We start from the raw sequence: 15,465 nt of genomic DNA, 5'->3' as shown, positions 1-15,465 counted from the left end.
GATCAACATGACACACACCCGTTTCGCCTTCGTCAAAGCACAGTGGCACGCCGATATCGTGGACCGCGCTTTTGAGGGGTTCACCGACATCATTCCGCCCGCGCAGGTCGATGTCTTCGACGTGCCCGGCGCATTTGAACTGCCGCTCATGGCGCAGGATCTGGCGCGCTCGGGGCGCTATGCCGCGGTGGCTTGCGCGGCCTTCGTGGTGGATGGTGGCATTTACCGGCATGATTTCGTTGCACAATCGGTGGTCGATGGGCTGATGCGTGCAGGGTTAGAGACCGGGGTGCCGGTGCTCTCTGTTTCGCTGACGCCACATCAGTACCAGGAGACGGAGCATCACACTGCGATCTACCGCGCGCATTTCGTACAGAAGGGCCGTGAGGCCGCCGAAGCCGCGCTTGGCATACTAAAGAGCCGACAAGCGCTGCAGTCAAACGCGGCCTAGCCGAGGTAGGCGCGTAGGGCGGGTGGTGGGTTCTCCAGCAGAGCCTCTGCCGGTTGCGGTGCTTCAGCCCGCCCGCCTTCGACAAAGATGACGTCATCTGCGATCCGCCGCACATCTGCCGGATCGTGGGTGACCATCAGCAGTGTTGCGTCCGCTTCACGCGCAAGCGCTTGTACAAGATCGAGCATATCCTGCCGCAGAGCAGGCCCAAGGGCAGCAAAGGGCTCATCAAGCAGGATCACGGGTCGGTCCTGGACCAGCACGCGCGCCAGTGCCGCGCGGCTTTGCTGTCCGCCGGAGAGAGCACCAGGTCTGCGCGTCTCCATGCCCTCAAGGCCGACGCGGGCCAGGGCCTGCGCCACCCGGGTTCTATCTTCGGCGCTCAGTTTCAGGTCAGGCCTGATGCCAAGGCCTGCGTTCTGAGCGATGGTCAGATGCGGGAAGAGGTTGTTGTCCTGGAAGAGCATCGCGATGGGGCGCTGACCGGGGGCATCTTCGGTGATGTCCCGCTCTTGCCACAGCAGACGGCCCGTGCGCAGCGGTGTGAATCCGCCAATCGCGCCCAGCAAGGTGGATTTTCCTGCCCCTGAAGGTCCGATCACCGCGGTCTTGCGCCCCTGGGCGACTTCGAAATCCGCGTGCAGCAGAAAATCACCCTGTGCGATCTCGATGCCCTCAAGCTTCAGCACGCCAGCGCCCTCCCTTGTCGCAGAGCCAGAAGAGCGACAGCGCCATCGCCAACAGCAAGAGTGCTGCGCCCGCGGCCGCCTCCGTGCGGTAGGCGCCCATCAGGCGATACATCTGCAAGGGCAGCGTCGCGCGGTCGGGGTCGGCAAAGAGCGCGATGACACCCAGATCACCTACCGAGAGCGCCCCGGTGAGACCCGCGGCAAACCCGATCTGTGCGCGCAGGCGCGGCAGAACCAGCCAGCGCCATGCGGCCCAGCCCCGCAGCCCAAGCGACCGTGAAAGCCGATCATAGCTGGCGAGGACATCACGCAAGGGCGGGACCAGGATGCGCAGCGCGAAAGGCAGCGCCATCAGCGCGTTGATCAGTGCTGTCACCGGCAAGGCCAGCGGCACCGGGTCGGCAATCGGGTTAATCAGGATGAACCAGCCGGTGCCGATCATCAGGGGCGAGGCCGAGAGACCGATGAGCCCGATGGCCTCGGCGCTGCCGCGACGGCGTGTGCCGATCCAACCGGCCATCGGTACGGCGATCAAGAGCAGCACAACAATGCTGAGCAACGCCACCCAGAGTGAATTGCCCGCAGTGATCCAGACCCCGGCGGGCATCAACGGCAGGCCTTGCAGCCCGGCGAGCAGGATGGCGAAGAGCGGGAGCAGCAGAAATCCGCTTCCCAGTGCGATCACGAAAGCATCCAGCCACGCCTGCGCCCCGCTGCGCGCATCCCAGCGGCGCAGGGCCCGGTCGAGGCCCCCGTTCAGCGGGAGGTTGGGGATGACCCAAAGCGCGATCAGCGCCGCTCCGCCCGCCAGGCCGAGCTGGATGACCGACAGCAGGGAGGCGCGCGCAAGGTCGAAATCAAAGCGGAAGGCTTGATAGATGGCCAACTCGATAGTGGTGGCCCGAGGCCCTCCGCCGAGGGTCAGAGCAACGGCGAAACTGGTCAGGCAAATCACAAAGACAAGCGCCGCCGCCCCGGGCGCCAGCTGTTTCAGAAGCGGCCACTCCAGCGTGCGGAAGACCATGCGTGGCGGCAGGTCCAGCTGTGCGGCGAGGCGGAAACGCTCTGCAGGGATGCTTTGCCAGCCTTGCAGCAGGAGCCGCGTGGCGAGCGGTAGGTTGAAGAAGACATGCGCCAGAACAACCCCATGTAGACCGTAGATCGACAGTGTCGGCAGACCGACCGCGTCAAGCCCGGTGTTGAGCCAGCCGGTCCGACCAAAAACGGTCAACAACCCGAGCACGGCCACAATGACCGGCAGGATGAAAGGCGCGCCCAGGAGCGTGATCAGAACGCCACGCCCGGGGAACCGCCGCCGCGCCAGCGCCCGCGCCAGTGGGATTGCGAAGGCCACCGACAAGAGCGCCGACAGGGCGGCCTGCACCAACGTGAACCGGATGGCCGCCCATTCGGCGGGGCCAATGCCGCGCCCCACTTCGGCCCGCAGGCCAAGGCCAACGAACGACAGCAGCACCGCCGCAACGACAAAGCCGCCTGCTGCGAGTCCTGCAGTGCCGATTATTGGCTGAGCGCGCTGCGCCATGTCTCGATGGCCTGATCCTTGCGGGCTTCTGCTTCATCCTCGGAGTAGAACAGAACCTTTTCCGGCAGCGGTAGTTGCGCCCAGCCCTCGGGCCACTGATCCTCCGGCAGCGCCGAGGGCAGGGACCAGTTGGCGGTCGGGATCATCTGCTGGAAGTCCGCGCTCAGAACATAGGCCATGAAGGCATCGGCCAGTTCAGGCTGATCGGTCCCGGCAACCTTGCCCACGGTTTCGACCATGAAATAGTGTCCTTCCGGGAAGATCGCCGCCTTCTTGGTGAAATCCTCTTCGGCAAACATATGATAGGCAGGCGAGGTGGTGTAGCTGAGCACCATGTCGACCTCACCATCGGTGAACATGCCATAGCTGGCCGACCAGTCCTTGGTCACGGTCAGGATTTTCGGGGCGAGCTTTTGCCAGACCTCGGACGACTTCTCGCCATAGACCGCCTCGACCCAGAGCACCAGCGCCAGCCCGGAAATCGAAGTGCGTGGATCCTGGATGACGAGTTTTACACCGTCGTCCATCTCCAGGAGCGCGTCAAAGCTCGCAGGCGGCGCGTCCATCGTGGTCTCATTGTAGATGAAGGCGGTGTGGCCGTAGTTGAACGGCAGGAAGATGTCATCGGTCCAGTCAATCGGTAGCGTCAGGGCGGAATTGTCCTGCCCGTGCGGTGCAAAGAGGCCGGTGGCGCGGGCCTTGGCCGTCACATCGGAGGTCAGGCCGATCACCACATCCGCCTTTGTCCGCTCCCCTTCCAGCAGCAGCCGCGGCAGCAGATCGCCCGTGGAGAATTGCAGATCGCAATCGCAGGTCGCCTCAAAGCCCGCCTCGATCTTTGGGCCTGGACCCCATTCCGAGGTGAAGTAGTCGCCCGCGTAGACAGTCAGCACCGGCGTTTCGGCGCCTGCCTGAGAGGCCAGCAGCAGCGTGGTTGCAAGAAGAGTTCTCCGCATGATCAATCCTTTCAAATGCGACGAACGGATGAAAGGATGATCAGCTCACCTTCCCTCCGCCGGTCTTAACCGGTTCAGGTTCTACGGGTCCGCGCGCTCGCGCATCTCAGCCGGATTGGCCCCCCGAGGTGCGACCAGAGGTAAAGCGGGCCTGCGGGATTGGCAAGCGATAAGCTCTTGAGGCGATCCGCGCGCACCGCTAAGCACGCGGGTCAAAGGAGCAAACGATGTCGATCAATAGTTTTGGCCATCTCTTCCGTGTGACCACCTGGGGCGAAAGCCACGGGCCTGCCCTGGGCGCGACGGTCGACGGCTGCCCGCCGGGCGTTGCGATCAATGAGGCGATGCTTCGGCAATGGATGGACAAGCGCAAGCCGGGTCAGAACAAATACACCACCCAGCGGCGGGAAGCGGATGAGGTGAAGATCCTCTCCGGTACTTTCGAAGGGGTGACGACAGGCACCCCGGTGCAGCTGATGATCGAGAACACCGACCAGCGCTCGAAGGACTACGGCGATATCAAGGACAAGTTCCGGCCGGGCCACGCGGATATCACCTATTTCCAGAAATATGGGGTGCGTGATTATCGCGGCGGTGGTCGGTCAAGCGCGCGAGAAACCGCGGCGCGTGTGGCCGCTGGCGGGCTCGCGCGCGCTGCCATCGGCGCGCTTGTGGCGGGGGTGGAGATCACCGGCTACATGGTTCAGATGGGGCCGCACAAGATCGACCGCGACCGGTTCGATTGGGACGAGATCGCCCGCAACCCCTTCTGGGTGCCGGACGCGCAAGCGGCGGAGGACTGGGCGGCCTATCTCGACAGCCTGCGCAAATCGGGCAGCTCCGTCGGTGCGGTGATCGAAGTGGTGGCGCGCGGCGTGCCTGCAGGCCTGGGCGCGCCGGTCTACGGTAAGCTCGACACGGACCTCGCAGCGGCCATGATGAGCATCAACGCGGTGAAAGGTGTGGAGATCGGCGAGGGCATGTCAGCGGCGATGCTGACCGGAGAGCTCAATGCCGATGAGATCACCATGGGGTCGGAAGGACCGGTTTACTCCTCGAACCATGCGGGCGGTATCCTCGGAGGGATCAGCACCGGGCAGGACATCGTGGTACGCTTTGCGGTCAAACCGACGTCGAGCATCCTGACCACCCGGCGCACGATTACCAAAAGTGGCGAAGAGACGGAGATCATCACCAAGGGCCGTCATGACCCTTGCGTGGGCATCCGTGCGGTCCCTGTGGGAGAGGCGATGATGGCTTGCGTACTGCTCGATCACCTTCTCTTGCATCGCGGTCAGGTCGGCCAGAACCAAGGGCACATCGGCTAGAGCGCATGCGATTCCAGCAGATGCGCGACGCCATCGACGCTGTGCTCGACCGCCCCGAGGGGCAGCTGCGACCGGGCTAGAACGCGCAGGCCGATGTATTGGGTCAACAGCACATTTGCCAAAGCGCGGATGGCGGGCGCATCTAGCTTATGATGCACCGGAGAGGCGCGGAGTGCGGTTTCCAAGCCCGTGCGAATGCCCTCGAGCCCCTGCTGCACGGCGGCGGCGATCTCGGGGTCTGACATCTCGAACCCCGCCGCCGCCGTACAGAGCAGGCACCCGCGATGATCGCCGTCTGTGGCCGCCTTGGCCGATGCCTCGAACAGGCCCAAGATACGGTCACGCCCATCCTTGATCTCCTGGTCGGACAGCCGCGCCTGCGCGGCCCCCACGGCCGCATCCTCGTAATGCTCCAGCACCAGTAGAAAGAGCGTCTTCTTGTCCTTGAATGCCTTGTAAAGGCTGCCCCGGGTCAACCCCATGCCCTCCAGAAGGTCCGGTAGTGAGGCCTCCTGATACCCCTTTTCCCAGAATACGCCCATGGCGTTTCGGATGGCGTCATCGGTGTCGAACTCTCTTGGGCGGGCCATGGCGGTCTCCTGTTTCCGATGGCTAATATAGTTCGGAACCGCTTGTTACACAATTCACGCAGACGTGTATTGTACCGTTTGGTTCCTAATTGTAGGTTTGGCCTACGTCCCCAAGACAGCAAGGAAAGCCGAACTCATGAAACACTTCTTCTCCGCCCTCCTCGTCATCGCCCTGACCACGCTCGCCAGCGTCGGCGCCCTGGCCGGCAACGACACCCGCGGCACCTTCATCGGCAAGAGTGACCACATCACCACCGGCGGCGTTACAATCGTGAAACACGCCGACGGCACCGCTACCGTCACACTCGAAGACGACTTCTCGCTCGACGGCGCACCTGACCCCCGCGTGGCGTTCGGCAAGGATGGCGCCTACGTGCCCGCTGGCGATCTGGGTGAGTTGAAAATGCTCAACGGCAAGCAGGTCTACACGGTACCAGCCTCGATCAATGTCGATGATTTCAACGAAATCTATATCTGGTGCCTGAAATTCTCCGTGCCTTTGGGTGTCGCCAAACTGGGCTGATCCATCCGCTTGATCTTTGCCGCTCGCAGGCGCAAGAGAGAGCCATGGCCCAAGACCTCACGGAACACCGACCGGGCCGCGCAATTGCTCTCAAGCTCTGCGCGGTCTTTCTGTTCATGGTCATGGCCGCGATCATCAAGGGCGTTTCGCCCCACGTCCCGCCCGGTCAGGCCGTCTTCTTCCGCTCGCTCTTTGCCATCCCGATCATCGCGCTCTGGCTTGCACAGCGCGGGCAGCTGCGCGATGGGCTGATCCCGTCGAACCTCATGGGCCACGTCTGGCGCGGGGTCTTCGGCACCTCGGCGATGGCGCTGACCTGTGCAGGCCTCGGTCTGCTGCCGCTGCCGGAGGTCACGGCCATCGGCTACGCGACACCGCTCTTTGCCGTGATCTTTGCGGCGATCTTTCTGGGCGAACGCATTCGACTCATTCGGATTTCAGCTGTGGCGCTTGGTTTGGTCGGGGTCATGATCGTGATCGCCCCCCGCCTCAGCCTCGGCGCCGATGACATCTCGCGGGCAGCTGCCCTTGGGGCCCTGATGACGCTCATTGCCTCGATCCTGCGCGCGCTGGTGCAGATCCATGTGCGCCGCCTGGTACAGACCGACCACACCGCCGCCATCGTCTTCTATTTCTCTGTCACTGCCAGCTGCCTTGCACTGCTCTCCGCGCCCCTCGGCTGGGTCATCGACCACCCGGGTTTCGTCTGGGTCTGGCCTGCACAAAGCGTGATCCTCTGGCTGATCACCGCCGGGCTGATCGGCGGGGTGGCACAGATCATGGTCACCTCCTCCTACCGCTTTGGCGGCGCGTCGATGCTGGCGCCCTTCGACTACGCCTCGATGATCTTCGCCGCGCTGATCGGCTATCTCGCCTTCAACGAACTGCCCACCGGCCCGATCATCCTAGGCGCCAGTCTGGTCATCGCCGGCGGCATCCTGATCATCTGGCGCGAGCACCAATTGGGGGTTGACCGCAGCAAATCAAAGCCCAATCAATCGCCCCCGGGCACACCGTGAGGGGACATGAGATGAGCGACGCAGACACCCACAAGGAAGAGATGAAAAAGGTGCAGGCCAAGCACCGCGCCAAGGTGGCCGAGGCCGAAGACCCCGGGCGCGGCCTCGTGCTGGTGCACACCGGCAAGGGCAAGGGCAAATCCTCCAGCGCCTTCGGCGTCGTCATCCGCGCGCTCGGCTGGAAGCAAAAGGTCGGCGTCGTGCAGTTCATCAAGGGCAAGTGGATCACCGGGGAGAAACGCTTTTTCGACCAACTTGGGGACGTCACCTGGCACACCATGGGCGAAGGCTTCACCTGGGACACGCAGGACCGCGACCGCGACATCGCTGCCGCCGATGCCGCCTTTGCGAAGGGTGTGGAGATGATGCAGAGCGGCGATTATGACCTCGTGGTGCTCGATGAGATCAACATCGCCCTGCGCTACGAATACCTCGACATCCACGCCGTCATTGACAGCCTCAAGGCCCGCGACGACCGCACCGGCGTGATCCTCACCGGCCGCGACGCCAAGCCCGAGCTGATGGACTACGCTGACTTGGTCACCGAGATGACCGAGGTTAAGCACCCTTACCAGTCCGGCATCAAGGCCCAACGCGGGGTGGATTTCTAGCGGCTGTCTTGGAGGCAGAGAGAGGACTGTTGATGCCGAAAAACCGCGAAGGTCGCCCCGAGATCGCCAGCATCACCACCAGCGCCGAGCTGCGCCGCTGGTATTGGCTGAAATCCGAACTGGAGGCACAGGCCAAGGCGGTTGGCGTCCGCGCCACGGGTGGCAAGTTCACGATCCTCGACCGCCTCGCGCATCACCTCGACACCGGCGAAACTCAATGGCCGGGCGACATCCGCACGGCACCGCGCTCGAAATTCGACTGGCACAGCGCCGCGCTCACGCCCGAGACGGTGATCACCGACAGCTACCGCAACACGCAAAACGTGCGCCGGTTCTTCAAGGCGCATGCGGGCGACAGCTTCAAGTTCAACATCGCCTTCATGGCCTGGATGAAGGCGAATGCCGGCAAGACCCTCGCGGACGCGGTCGCCGAATATCACCGCCTGAAAGCCGAGGAAGCACAGCCCGGCTTTCAGTCCCAGATCGCGCATCACAACCAGTTCAACCAGTACACGCGCGATTTTTTGGCGGACAATCCGGAGAAGGGGATGGACGACGTGCGCAAATACTGGGCCCTGAAACGCGACATGCCGTCCGAGGATGGACGGCATGTCTATGACAGGTCCGATCTGGACCTTGACTGATTAGATGCTGGTGCCTTTCGGGTCCAGCGTCACCGTGTAAAGCTCGGTATCTGCGCGGTCCATCAGGCGGACCGTCATCTGTTGAGTTTGCGCGTCGATATCGACAAGGCCAAAGAACTGCAGACCCATGCTGGGGGGCAGGTTGATCCCCTGATCCTCAGTTGGCGCCTTGACGTATTTCACTTCGGCGCCAAAGGTCATGTCCATGGCGTTGGGTCCGAAGGTGCCCGCGTGCAGCGGGCCGGAGACGAACTCCCAGAACGGCTCGAAATCCTGAAACTGCGCCTTGTCGGGGTTGTAGTAGTGCGCCGCCGTATAGTGCACATCCGCCGTGAACCAGACTGTGTTGTCGATTTTCGCGGTCTTTATGAAGCGCAACAGTTCCGCCACCTCAACCTCGCGCCCCATGGCCGGGCCGCTCACACCGTCCGCGATCCCTTCGCTGCCCGCCTGTTCGCGGAAGTTGTCCCAAACGATAAGGCCGATGGGCTGGTCGGAGGCGATCACTTTCCAGGTCGCGGTCGAAGCCGCCAGCTCGCGCTTCAGCCAGGCCATCTGCTCCGCCCCAAGCACGCGTTGTTCGTCGGTCAGCTCTTCGGTCATCTCGGCTGTGTTCGGCCCGCGATAGCTGCGGAGATCAAGGAAGAAGATGTCCAGCATCGGGCCGTAGTTGATCTTGCGATAGACCCGGTTCGGTTCCTCGGGAGTGATCCTGAGCGGTGTCATCTCGTGAAATGCACGTGTGGCGCGGGCCTGCAAGAGGTGCACCGATTTCTCGGTGTAGCGATCATCGGCCATCATGTCCTTGCTGTCAGACCAGTTGTTCACAACCTCATGGTCATCCCACTGCATGAAGGTCGGGACGGAAGCGTTCATCTCGCGGACGTGTTCGTCCAGAAGGTTGTACTTCCACTGGGCACGAAATTCGTTGAGCGTTTCGGCCACCTTGCGCTTTTCGTCCGGCAGCACGACGTTCTTCCAGATCACCTCACCGTCTTTCTCGACCTCATCGGTCATCGGGCCATCGGCGTAGACCGTATCGCCTGAGTGGATGAAGAAATCGGGCTGGTGCTGGGCCATGGTGGCATAGGTCGCCATGCCCTGATCATCGATGCCCCAACCCTGCCCGGCGGTGTCTCCCGACCAGGCAAAGCGGATGTTCCGACGCGCCATGGGCGCGGTGCGGAAGCGCCCGATGATGGGGTCCGATGTGGCATTCACGTCGCTCAGATCGGCGGCCACGAAGCGGTAGAAGATGTCCTGATCGGAGGGCAGGCCCGAGATCAGGCGCTTGATCGACAGATCACTGGAAGGAATCGCATCCATCGACGCAAGGCGCCGCGCATCGGCAAAGCTCTCGGTGGTCGAGACCTCCATGCTGATCCGCGCGGGACGATCCACCCGTGTCCAGATCATGCCCGAGGAGGTATCCACATCCCCCGACTGGACCCCATGCGTGAAAACGGGCCGCGCACCTGCACGGCTGAGGCTGGGCATCGCAAGGCTGGCGGCAAAGGCAGTTGATCCGGCCAGGACGGCGCGGCGGGTCGGGCGAATGAGGGTGGTCACGGGCGTTCTCCATGTGGCGATTGGCTACCGCGCTATGGAACCGCGCAACTGTAACGCCCTCAGAACACCCGTGTAACGAGAAAGGCAAAGATTTGTGACGGGCGGGAAATGGCCGCCCGCCTATCGCCCGTCACGCGCGGACGAGCTTCTCGTAGTCTTCCGCAATTTCACGGGTCATGGCGCCGACTTCGAAGTTGTAATCCCCGATCTGGCCCACGGGTGTAACTTCAGCGGCGGTGCCGGTCAGCCAGCACTGCTCGAACCCTTCAAGCTCCTCAGGCATGATAACGCGCTCGTGCACCTTGATCTGGCGGTCCTTTAACATGCCGATCACGGTCTGCCGGGTCAGCCCATTCAGGAAGCTATCCGGGTCGGGTGTGTGCACTTCGCCGTCCTTCACGAAGAAGACGTTGGCGCTCGTCGCCTCGGCCACGTAGCCGCGATAGTCCATGAACAGCGCATCCGAGCAGCCCTTGGCCTCGGCGGCGTGCTTGGAGGTGGTGCAGATCATGTAGAGCCCAGCGGCCTTTGCATGCACCGGGATCGTTTCGGGGCTGGGGCGCTTCCATTTCGCGATGTCGAGCTTGGCGCCCTTTGACTTGGCGTCGCCATAGTAGCTGCCCCACTCCCAGGCGGCGATGGCCAGGTGCACCGGGTTGCGCGCGGCGGCGACACCCATGTCTTCGCCCGCACCGCGCCATGCCACCGCGCGCACGTAAGCATCGGTGAAGCCATTGGCTGTCAGGACTTGCTGTTTGGCCGCCTCGATCTCGTTGATGGTGTAAGGGATCTCGAAGTCCAACTCGCTCGCGGAAAAGTGCAGCCGCTCCGAGTGTTTGCGGCTGAGGAAGATCTTGCCGTTGTAAGCCCGCTCACCTTCGAAGACCGAGGACGCATAGTGCATCGCATGGGTCAGAATGTGGACATTCGCTGCGCGCCAATCGACCATCTGGCCGTCCATCCAAATCTTTCCGTCGCGATCGTCGTATGCGCCTGACATTGTGTTTCCTTCCCAGCTTGACCATCAAGTTTTCGAATATTGCGCAATATTGGTCCGATACGGACATATTGTTGCGCAAAAGATGCGATTCGATAGCCCTTAACCCTTGGAATGTCAACAACACTGACATATGCTGGTGCACAAAGGATTAGGACTTTTTGAGGCACGTGATGGCGGACGGGCGCAGTTCTTCAGCCCAGAGCGGTGAAAACCTTCTGTTTTTGACCGACGAGCAGCTGCGGCAGGGCATCGAGGCGATGTTCTTCGCCTATCGCGGCTTTACCGCCGATCCCGACCGGATCCTGTCTGACATGGCCTATGGGCGCGCGCATCACCGCGCGGTGCATTTCATCAACCGCGCGCCCGGCACAACGGTGAACAATCTGCTCAACATTCTCGGGGTCACGAAGCAATCGCTCAACCGTGTCTTGCGCACGTTGATCGAGGATGGTCTGGTCGAGAGCAAAGTCGGCAAAGCCGATAAACGGGAGCGGCACCTGTTTCTGACCGAGGAGGGCGAGGCGCTGGAACAAAAACTGTCAGATGCACAGCGGGCACGGATGCGGATGGCCTTTCGCGATGCGGGCCCTGAGGCTGTCGCCGGTTTCCGGACGGTGCTGGAGGCGATGATGGACCGGGAGATGCGCAGTGCCTACACCCGGTTGAGGGACAGCAGCCCATGAGCGATATGGACGCCCATCTTCTCATCGTCGATGACGACGAGCGTATCCGCACGCTGTTGCAGAAGTTCCTGATGCGCAATGGCTTCCTGGTGACCGCCGCGCGCGATGCGGCCCATGCGCGGCGGATCCTGTCGGGGCTGGATTTCGACCTGATCGTGCTGGATGTGATGATGCCGGGTGAGGATGGTCTGTCTCTGACCAAGTCGCTCCGCGAGACACGAGCCGTGCCAATCCTGCTGCTGACGGCAAAGGGTGAGACGGGCAATCGCATTGAGGGGCTTGAAGCAGGCGCCGACGATTACCTCGCAAAACCCTTTGAGCCAAAAGAACTGCTATTGCGCATCAATGCCATACTCCGGCGTATGCCTGAGGCGCCTGCCGATCAAGCAGCGCCCAAGGTGCTGAGCCTCGGCGGCATCCGATATGACATGGAGCGCGGCGAAATGTGGCAGGGCGAGGAGTTGATCCGCCTGACCGCGACCGAGATGCAACTGATGAAGATCTTCTCAGCCAGCTGCAACGAGCCGATCAGCCGCGCGAAGCTGGTCGAGGAGTTGGGGCGCGACCGGGGCCAGGCTCAGGAGCGTGCCGTCGACGTCCAGATCACACGCTTGCGGCGCAAGATCGAGGAAGACCCGAAACAACCGCGCTATTTGCAGACCGTGCGCGGTGCAGGTTACATGCTGGCGCCGGAATAGCCCGTACGGGCGCGTCACGGCTCAAAGGGTCGTTCATGCAGGCTGGTGCCGCAGGGCGAAACGAACTAGAACACCTCCCAAAGCAGCGACAAAGAGCCGACCATGACCGATACCCCCGTAGATGAGATGAGTTTTGAGCAGGCCATGGCCGAGCTCGAGAAGGTGCTCGGTCAGTTGGAGCGCGGCGATGTGGCCCTTGATGAAAGCATCGCACTTTACGAGCGGGGTGCTGCGCTCAAGGCGCGCTGTGAGACCAAGCTGAAGGAAGCCGAGGAGAAGGTCGCCGCCATCACGCTCGACGGTGATGGTAACCCGATGGGAACCAAGCCGGTCGAAGGGCTCTGAACGATGTTCACCGACCGTCTGGGCGCTGCTGCCCAGGCTATTCAAGCGCAGTTCGACGCGATACTCACGCAATTTGAGGACGTTCCCGTTGTCGCAGCGATGCAGCACGCGACCAAAGGTGGCAAACGGCTGCGCGGGTTTCTCGTGCTCGAGAGCGCCCGGCTGCACGACATCACAGCCACGCAGGCCGTTTGGCCCGCGACGGCCATCGAAGCTTTGCATGCCTACTCGCTCGTGCATGACGATCTGCCCTGCATGGATGACGACGATCTCCGCCGCGGCCAGCCCACGGTGCATCGCAAGTGGGACGAGGCGACCGCCGTGCTCGCCGGAGACGCTCTGCAGACCCTGGCCTTCGAGCTTGTGACCCGGCCTGAAGCGAGCCCCGAACCAGCAGTACGGGCCGACCTGGCCTTGCGCCTCGCCCGCGCCAGCGGCGCGCAGGGGATGGTCCTTGGCCAGGCGCTCGACATCGCCGCGGAGACCGCTGCGGCGCCGCTCTCGCTGGACGACATCACCCGGCTACAACAGGGCAAGACCGGCGCGCTGATCGAATGGGCCGCAACCGCGGGCGCCGTTCTGGGCCAAGCCGACACGGGGGCGCTGCAGTCCTATGCGCGCGCCTTGGGGCTCGCCTTCCAGATCGCCGACGACGTCTTGGACGTCACCGGCGACAGTGCTACCGTGGGCAAGGCCGTCGGAAAGGATGCCGATGCAGGCAAAGCCACCTTCGTCTCGCTGCTTGGATTGCAGGCCGCACGGCACCGCGCCGCAAAGCTGGTCGAGGAGGCCTGCGACAGCCTGGCCGGTTACGGCCCGGAGGCCGAGACGCTAAAAGAAGCGGCACGTTTTGTCGTCACGCGCGCGCATTGAGAGGGGCCCATGAGCTCAGATCGACCCACCACCCCGCTGCTTGATACGATCCGCCGCCCGGCTGACATGAAGACCCTGTCGGACCGGCAGCTGACCCAGCTTGCTCAGGAGTTGCGGGCTGAGACGATCTCGGCGGTGTCGGTCACAGGCGGTCATCTGGGGGCGGGTCTCGGAGTGGTTGAGCTCACTGTCGCCCTGCATGCAGTGTTCGACACCCCGCGCGACAAGGTGATTTGGGACGTGGGCCACCAGTGCTATCCACACAAGATCCTCACCGAACGGCGCGACCGTATCCGAACACTGCGGATGAAGGATGGCCTCAGCGGTTTCACCAAGCGCAAGGAGTCGTCATACGATCCATTTGGCGCTGCCCACAGCTCCACCTCGATCTCCGCCGCCTTGGGCTTCGCAGTTGCGCGCGATCTGGGTGGCGTGGTGCCCGAAGGGCTGGGCGATGCGATTGCCGTGATCGGCGATGGCTCGATGAGCGCCGGCATGGCCTATGAGGCGATGAACAACGCAGGTCACTTGGGCAAACGTCTGATCGTCATCCTAAATGACAACGAGATGTCCATCGCCCCGCCCACTGGGGCGATGTCGAGCTATCTTAGCCGCCTCTACGCCGAAGAGCCGTTTCAGGACTTCAAGGCCGCCGCAAAGGGCGCGGTGAGCCTGCTGCCAGAGCCTTTCCGCGAAGGCGCCAAACGCGCCAAGGATATCCTCAAGGGCATGGCCGTGGGTGGTACGCTCTTTGAACAACTGGGGTTCTCCTACCTCGGGCCCATCGACGGGCATGACATGGACCAGCTGCTACCGGTTCTGCGCACGGTCAAGGCGCGCGCCACCGGGCCGATCCTGATCCACGTGCTCACAAAGAAGGGCAAGGGGTACGCTCCTGCCGAGACCGCACGCGACAAGGGCCACGCCACGGCGAAATTTGACGTGGTGACCGGCGAGCAGAAAAAGGCGCCGTCGAATGCGCCGAGCTATACCCGCGTGTTTGCAGACAGCCTGCTGCAAGAGGCGGCAGAGGACGACAAGATCTGCGCCATCACCGCCGCGATGCCAGACGGTACCGGTCTGAACCTCTTTGCCGAACGCTACCCCAGCCGGTGTTTTGACGTGGGTATCGCCGAACAGCACGGCGTGACCTTCTCCGCCGGTCTTGCGGCGGGGGGCATGAAGCCCTTCTGCGCGATGTATTCCACCTTTCTGCAACGCGGGTATGATCAGGTGGTGCACGACGTGGCGATCCAGCGTTTGCCTGTGCGTTTTGCCATCGACCGGGCGGGCCTCGTAGGCGCGGACGGGGCCACGCATGCGGGCTCTTTCGATATTGCCTATCTCGCCAATTTGCCGGGTTTCGTGGTCATGGCCGCTGCGGACGAGGCGGAATTGAAACATATGGTTGCCACCGCCGCGGCTCATGACGAAGGCCCCATCGCCTTCCGGTTCCCGCGCGGCGAAGGCCAAGGCGTCGAGATGCCGGAGCGTGGCGAAGTTCTCGAAATCGGAAAGGGCCGCATCATAGCGGAAGGCGCCCGGGTTGCACTGCTCTCCTTCGGAACACGCCTTGCCGAGGTGGAAAAGGCCGCTGAAGCCTTATGCGCACGGGGTCTGACCCCGACCATTGCGGACGCGCGGTTCGCCAAACCACTCGACCGCCAACTGATCCTGCAGCTTGCCGCGGATCATGAGGCGCTGATCACAATCGAGGAAGGTGCGGTGGGCGGCTTTGGCAGCCATGTGGCCCAGCTTCTGGCCGAGGAGGGTGTCTTTGACAGCGGGCTCAAGTATCGCTCGATGGTGCTTCCCGACATCTTCATCGATCAGGCGAGCCCGGCGGATATGTACGCTGTCGCGGGAATGAACGCCGCGCAGATCGAGAGCAAGGTTCTGGACGTTCTGGGCATCGCGCAAATCGGGGAAGCGCGCGCCTGAGC

The 15,465-nt window shown here is 62.9% G+C and carries 17 protein-coding genes and 1 riboswitch; of the genes, 11 read left to right on the top strand and 6 right to left on the bottom strand.

What is annotated here, in order from left to right:
- Window positions 1-7 precede the first annotated feature (7 nt).
- Window positions 8-451 (top strand): 6,7-dimethyl-8-ribityllumazine synthase, encoded by a 444-nt coding sequence (locus ACVC7O_RS20115; RefSeq protein WP_458323886.1) that lies wholly within the window; start codon window positions 8-10, stop codon window positions 449-451.
- Here ACVC7O_RS20115 and ACVC7O_RS20110 read toward each other — a convergent pair.
- From ACVC7O_RS20110 to ACVC7O_RS20100, 3 genes are read right to left on the bottom strand one after another with little or no spacing between them, the layout of a single operon-like run.
- Window positions 448-1,140: a thiamine ABC transporter ATP-binding protein gene (locus ACVC7O_RS20110; protein WP_458323885.1), complete on the bottom strand. Its 693-nt coding sequence runs from the start codon at window positions 1,138-1,140 to the stop codon at window positions 448-450. The genes ACVC7O_RS20115 and ACVC7O_RS20110 overlap by 4 nt on opposite strands.
- Window positions 1,127-2,683 (bottom strand): thiamine/thiamine pyrophosphate ABC transporter permease ThiP, encoded by a 1,557-nt coding sequence (locus ACVC7O_RS20105; protein ID WP_458323884.1) that lies wholly within the window; start codon window positions 2,681-2,683, stop codon window positions 1,127-1,129. The genes ACVC7O_RS20110 and ACVC7O_RS20105 overlap by 14 nt, the downstream gene beginning before the upstream one ends.
- Window positions 2,659-3,639: a thiamine ABC transporter substrate-binding protein gene (locus ACVC7O_RS20100; RefSeq protein ID WP_458323883.1), complete on the bottom strand. Its 981-nt coding sequence runs from the start codon at window positions 3,637-3,639 to the stop codon at window positions 2,659-2,661. The genes ACVC7O_RS20105 and ACVC7O_RS20100 overlap by 25 nt, the downstream gene beginning before the upstream one ends.
- A gap of 34 nt (window positions 3,640-3,673) precedes the next feature.
- Window positions 3,674-3,775, bottom strand: a riboswitch (TPP riboswitch).
- Between the two features lie 91 nt (window positions 3,776-3,866).
- On the opposite strand from ACVC7O_RS20100, the gene aroC reads away from it, so the two are divergent.
- The gene (aroC, locus tag ACVC7O_RS20095) at window positions 3,867-4,967 is read left to right on the top strand and encodes a chorismate synthase (protein ID WP_458323882.1); all 1,101 of its coding nucleotides are present in this window, start codon (window positions 3,867-3,869) and stop codon (window positions 4,965-4,967) included.
- Here the strand turns inward: aroC and ACVC7O_RS20090 are convergent.
- Window positions 4,964-5,557 carry a TetR/AcrR family transcriptional regulator gene (locus ACVC7O_RS20090; RefSeq protein WP_458323881.1) on the bottom strand — a complete coding sequence of 198 codons (594 nt, stop codon included), beginning with the start codon at window positions 5,555-5,557 and terminating at the stop codon, window positions 4,964-4,966. The genes aroC and ACVC7O_RS20090 overlap by 4 nt on opposite strands.
- A 136-nt stretch (window positions 5,558-5,693) precedes the next feature.
- Between ACVC7O_RS20090 and ACVC7O_RS20085 the strand changes: the two genes are divergently transcribed.
- Genes ACVC7O_RS20085 through ACVC7O_RS20070 form a run of 4 tightly spaced genes read left to right on the top strand, consistent with a single transcriptional unit; the run spans window position 5,694 to window position 8,354 of the window.
- Window positions 5,694-6,080 (top strand): DM13 domain-containing protein, encoded by a 387-nt coding sequence (locus ACVC7O_RS20085; protein ID WP_458323880.1) that lies wholly within the window; start codon window positions 5,694-5,696, stop codon window positions 6,078-6,080.
- Window positions 6,081-6,124: 44 nt separating this feature from the next.
- Window positions 6,125-7,099, top strand: coding sequence for a DMT family transporter (locus ACVC7O_RS20080; protein WP_458323879.1), 975 nt, complete (start codon window positions 6,125-6,127; stop codon window positions 7,097-7,099).
- An 11-nt stretch (window positions 7,100-7,110) separates the two neighbouring features.
- Entirely contained in the window at window positions 7,111-7,710 is a 600-nt protein-coding gene (gene cobO, locus ACVC7O_RS20075; RefSeq protein ID WP_458323878.1) for a cob(I)yrinic acid a,c-diamide adenosyltransferase, read from the top strand.
- Between the two features lie 32 nt (window positions 7,711-7,742).
- Window positions 7,743-8,354 carry a DUF6434 domain-containing protein gene (locus ACVC7O_RS20070; protein WP_458323877.1) on the top strand — a complete coding sequence of 204 codons (612 nt, stop codon included), beginning with the start codon at window positions 7,743-7,745 and terminating at the stop codon, window positions 8,352-8,354.
- On the opposite strand, the gene ACVC7O_RS20065 is transcribed toward ACVC7O_RS20070, so the two are convergent.
- Both ACVC7O_RS20065 and ACVC7O_RS20060 read right to left on the bottom strand, forming a co-directional pair.
- Complete coding sequence (locus tag ACVC7O_RS20065; RefSeq protein ID WP_458323876.1) at window positions 8,355-9,923, bottom strand: alkaline phosphatase D family protein; 1,569 nt, start codon at window positions 9,921-9,923, stop codon at window positions 8,355-8,357.
- A gap of 130 nt (window positions 9,924-10,053) precedes the next feature.
- The gene (locus tag ACVC7O_RS20060; RefSeq protein WP_458323875.1) at window positions 10,054-10,923 is read right to left on the bottom strand and encodes a branched-chain amino acid aminotransferase; all 870 of its coding nucleotides are present in this window, start codon (window positions 10,921-10,923) and stop codon (window positions 10,054-10,056) included.
- 170 nt (window positions 10,924-11,093) lie between these two features.
- Here ACVC7O_RS20060 and ACVC7O_RS20055 point away from each other — a divergent pair, with 170 nt between their 5' ends.
- The 5 genes from ACVC7O_RS20055 to dxs all read left to right on the top strand — a co-directional run bounded on the left by ACVC7O_RS20055 (window position 11,094) and on the right by dxs (window position 15,463).
- Window positions 11,094-11,606, top strand: a complete 513-nt coding sequence (locus tag ACVC7O_RS20055) for a MarR family winged helix-turn-helix transcriptional regulator (protein ID WP_458323874.1) — start codon at window positions 11,094-11,096, stop codon at window positions 11,604-11,606.
- Window positions 11,603-12,304 (top strand): response regulator, encoded by a 702-nt coding sequence (locus ACVC7O_RS20050; RefSeq protein ID WP_458323873.1) that lies wholly within the window; start codon window positions 11,603-11,605, stop codon window positions 12,302-12,304. The genes ACVC7O_RS20055 and ACVC7O_RS20050 overlap by 4 nt, the downstream gene beginning before the upstream one ends.
- Before the next feature lie 102 nt (window positions 12,305-12,406).
- Complete coding sequence (locus ACVC7O_RS20045) at window positions 12,407-12,649, top strand: exodeoxyribonuclease VII small subunit (protein WP_458323872.1); 243 nt, start codon at window positions 12,407-12,409, stop codon at window positions 12,647-12,649.
- Window positions 12,650-12,652: 3 nt separating this feature from the next.
- Complete coding sequence (locus ACVC7O_RS20040; protein ID WP_458323871.1) at window positions 12,653-13,522, top strand: polyprenyl synthetase family protein; 870 nt, start codon at window positions 12,653-12,655, stop codon at window positions 13,520-13,522.
- Between the two features lie 9 nt (window positions 13,523-13,531).
- Window positions 13,532-15,463 carry a 1-deoxy-D-xylulose-5-phosphate synthase gene (gene dxs, locus ACVC7O_RS20035; protein ID WP_458323870.1) on the top strand — a complete coding sequence of 644 codons (1,932 nt, stop codon included), beginning with the start codon at window positions 13,532-13,534 and terminating at the stop codon, window positions 15,461-15,463.
- Window positions 15,464-15,465: the final 2 nt, after the last annotated feature.

The organism is Roseobacter cerffii, from assembly GCF_054226325.1.
The sequence above is the reverse complement of the archived record's forward strand: the minus strand, read 5'-3'. Positions and strand labels throughout refer to the sequence as shown.

Excerpts from the sequence above, each read along its gene's own strand:
- ACVC7O_RS20115 (WP_458323886.1), top strand. The coding sequence starts at position 8 with ATGACACACACCCGTTTCGCCTTCGTCAAAGCACAGTGGCACGCCGAT.
- ACVC7O_RS20105 (WP_458323884.1), bottom strand. The coding sequence starts at position 2,683 with ATGGCGCAGCGCGCTCAGCCAATAATCGGCACTGCAGGACTCGCAGCA.
- ACVC7O_RS20100 (WP_458323883.1), bottom strand. The coding sequence starts at position 3,639 with ATGCGGAGAACTCTTCTTGCAACCACGCTGCTGCTGGCCTCTCAGGCA.
- aroC (WP_458323882.1), top strand. The coding sequence starts at position 3,867 with ATGTCGATCAATAGTTTTGGCCATCTCTTCCGTGTGACCACCTGGGGC.
- ACVC7O_RS20090 (WP_458323881.1), bottom strand. The coding sequence starts at position 5,557 with ATGGCCCGCCCAAGAGAGTTCGACACCGATGACGCCATCCGAAACGCC.
- ACVC7O_RS20085 (WP_458323880.1), top strand. The coding sequence starts at position 5,694 with ATGAAACACTTCTTCTCCGCCCTCCTCGTCATCGCCCTGACCACGCTC.
- ACVC7O_RS20080 (WP_458323879.1), top strand. The coding sequence starts at position 6,125 with ATGGCCCAAGACCTCACGGAACACCGACCGGGCCGCGCAATTGCTCTC.
- cobO (WP_458323878.1), top strand. The coding sequence starts at position 7,111 with ATGAGCGACGCAGACACCCACAAGGAAGAGATGAAAAAGGTGCAGGCC.
- ACVC7O_RS20070 (WP_458323877.1), top strand. The coding sequence starts at position 7,743 with ATGCCGAAAAACCGCGAAGGTCGCCCCGAGATCGCCAGCATCACCACC.
- ACVC7O_RS20060 (WP_458323875.1), bottom strand. The coding sequence starts at position 10,923 with ATGTCAGGCGCATACGACGATCGCGACGGAAAGATTTGGATGGACGGC.
- ACVC7O_RS20055 (WP_458323874.1), top strand. The coding sequence starts at position 11,094 with ATGGCGGACGGGCGCAGTTCTTCAGCCCAGAGCGGTGAAAACCTTCTG.
- ACVC7O_RS20050 (WP_458323873.1), top strand. The coding sequence starts at position 11,603 with ATGAGCGATATGGACGCCCATCTTCTCATCGTCGATGACGACGAGCGT.
- ACVC7O_RS20045 (WP_458323872.1), top strand. The coding sequence starts at position 12,407 with ATGACCGATACCCCCGTAGATGAGATGAGTTTTGAGCAGGCCATGGCC.
- ACVC7O_RS20040 (WP_458323871.1), top strand. The coding sequence starts at position 12,653 with ATGTTCACCGACCGTCTGGGCGCTGCTGCCCAGGCTATTCAAGCGCAG.
- dxs (WP_458323870.1), top strand. The coding sequence starts at position 13,532 with ATGAGCTCAGATCGACCCACCACCCCGCTGCTTGATACGATCCGCCGC.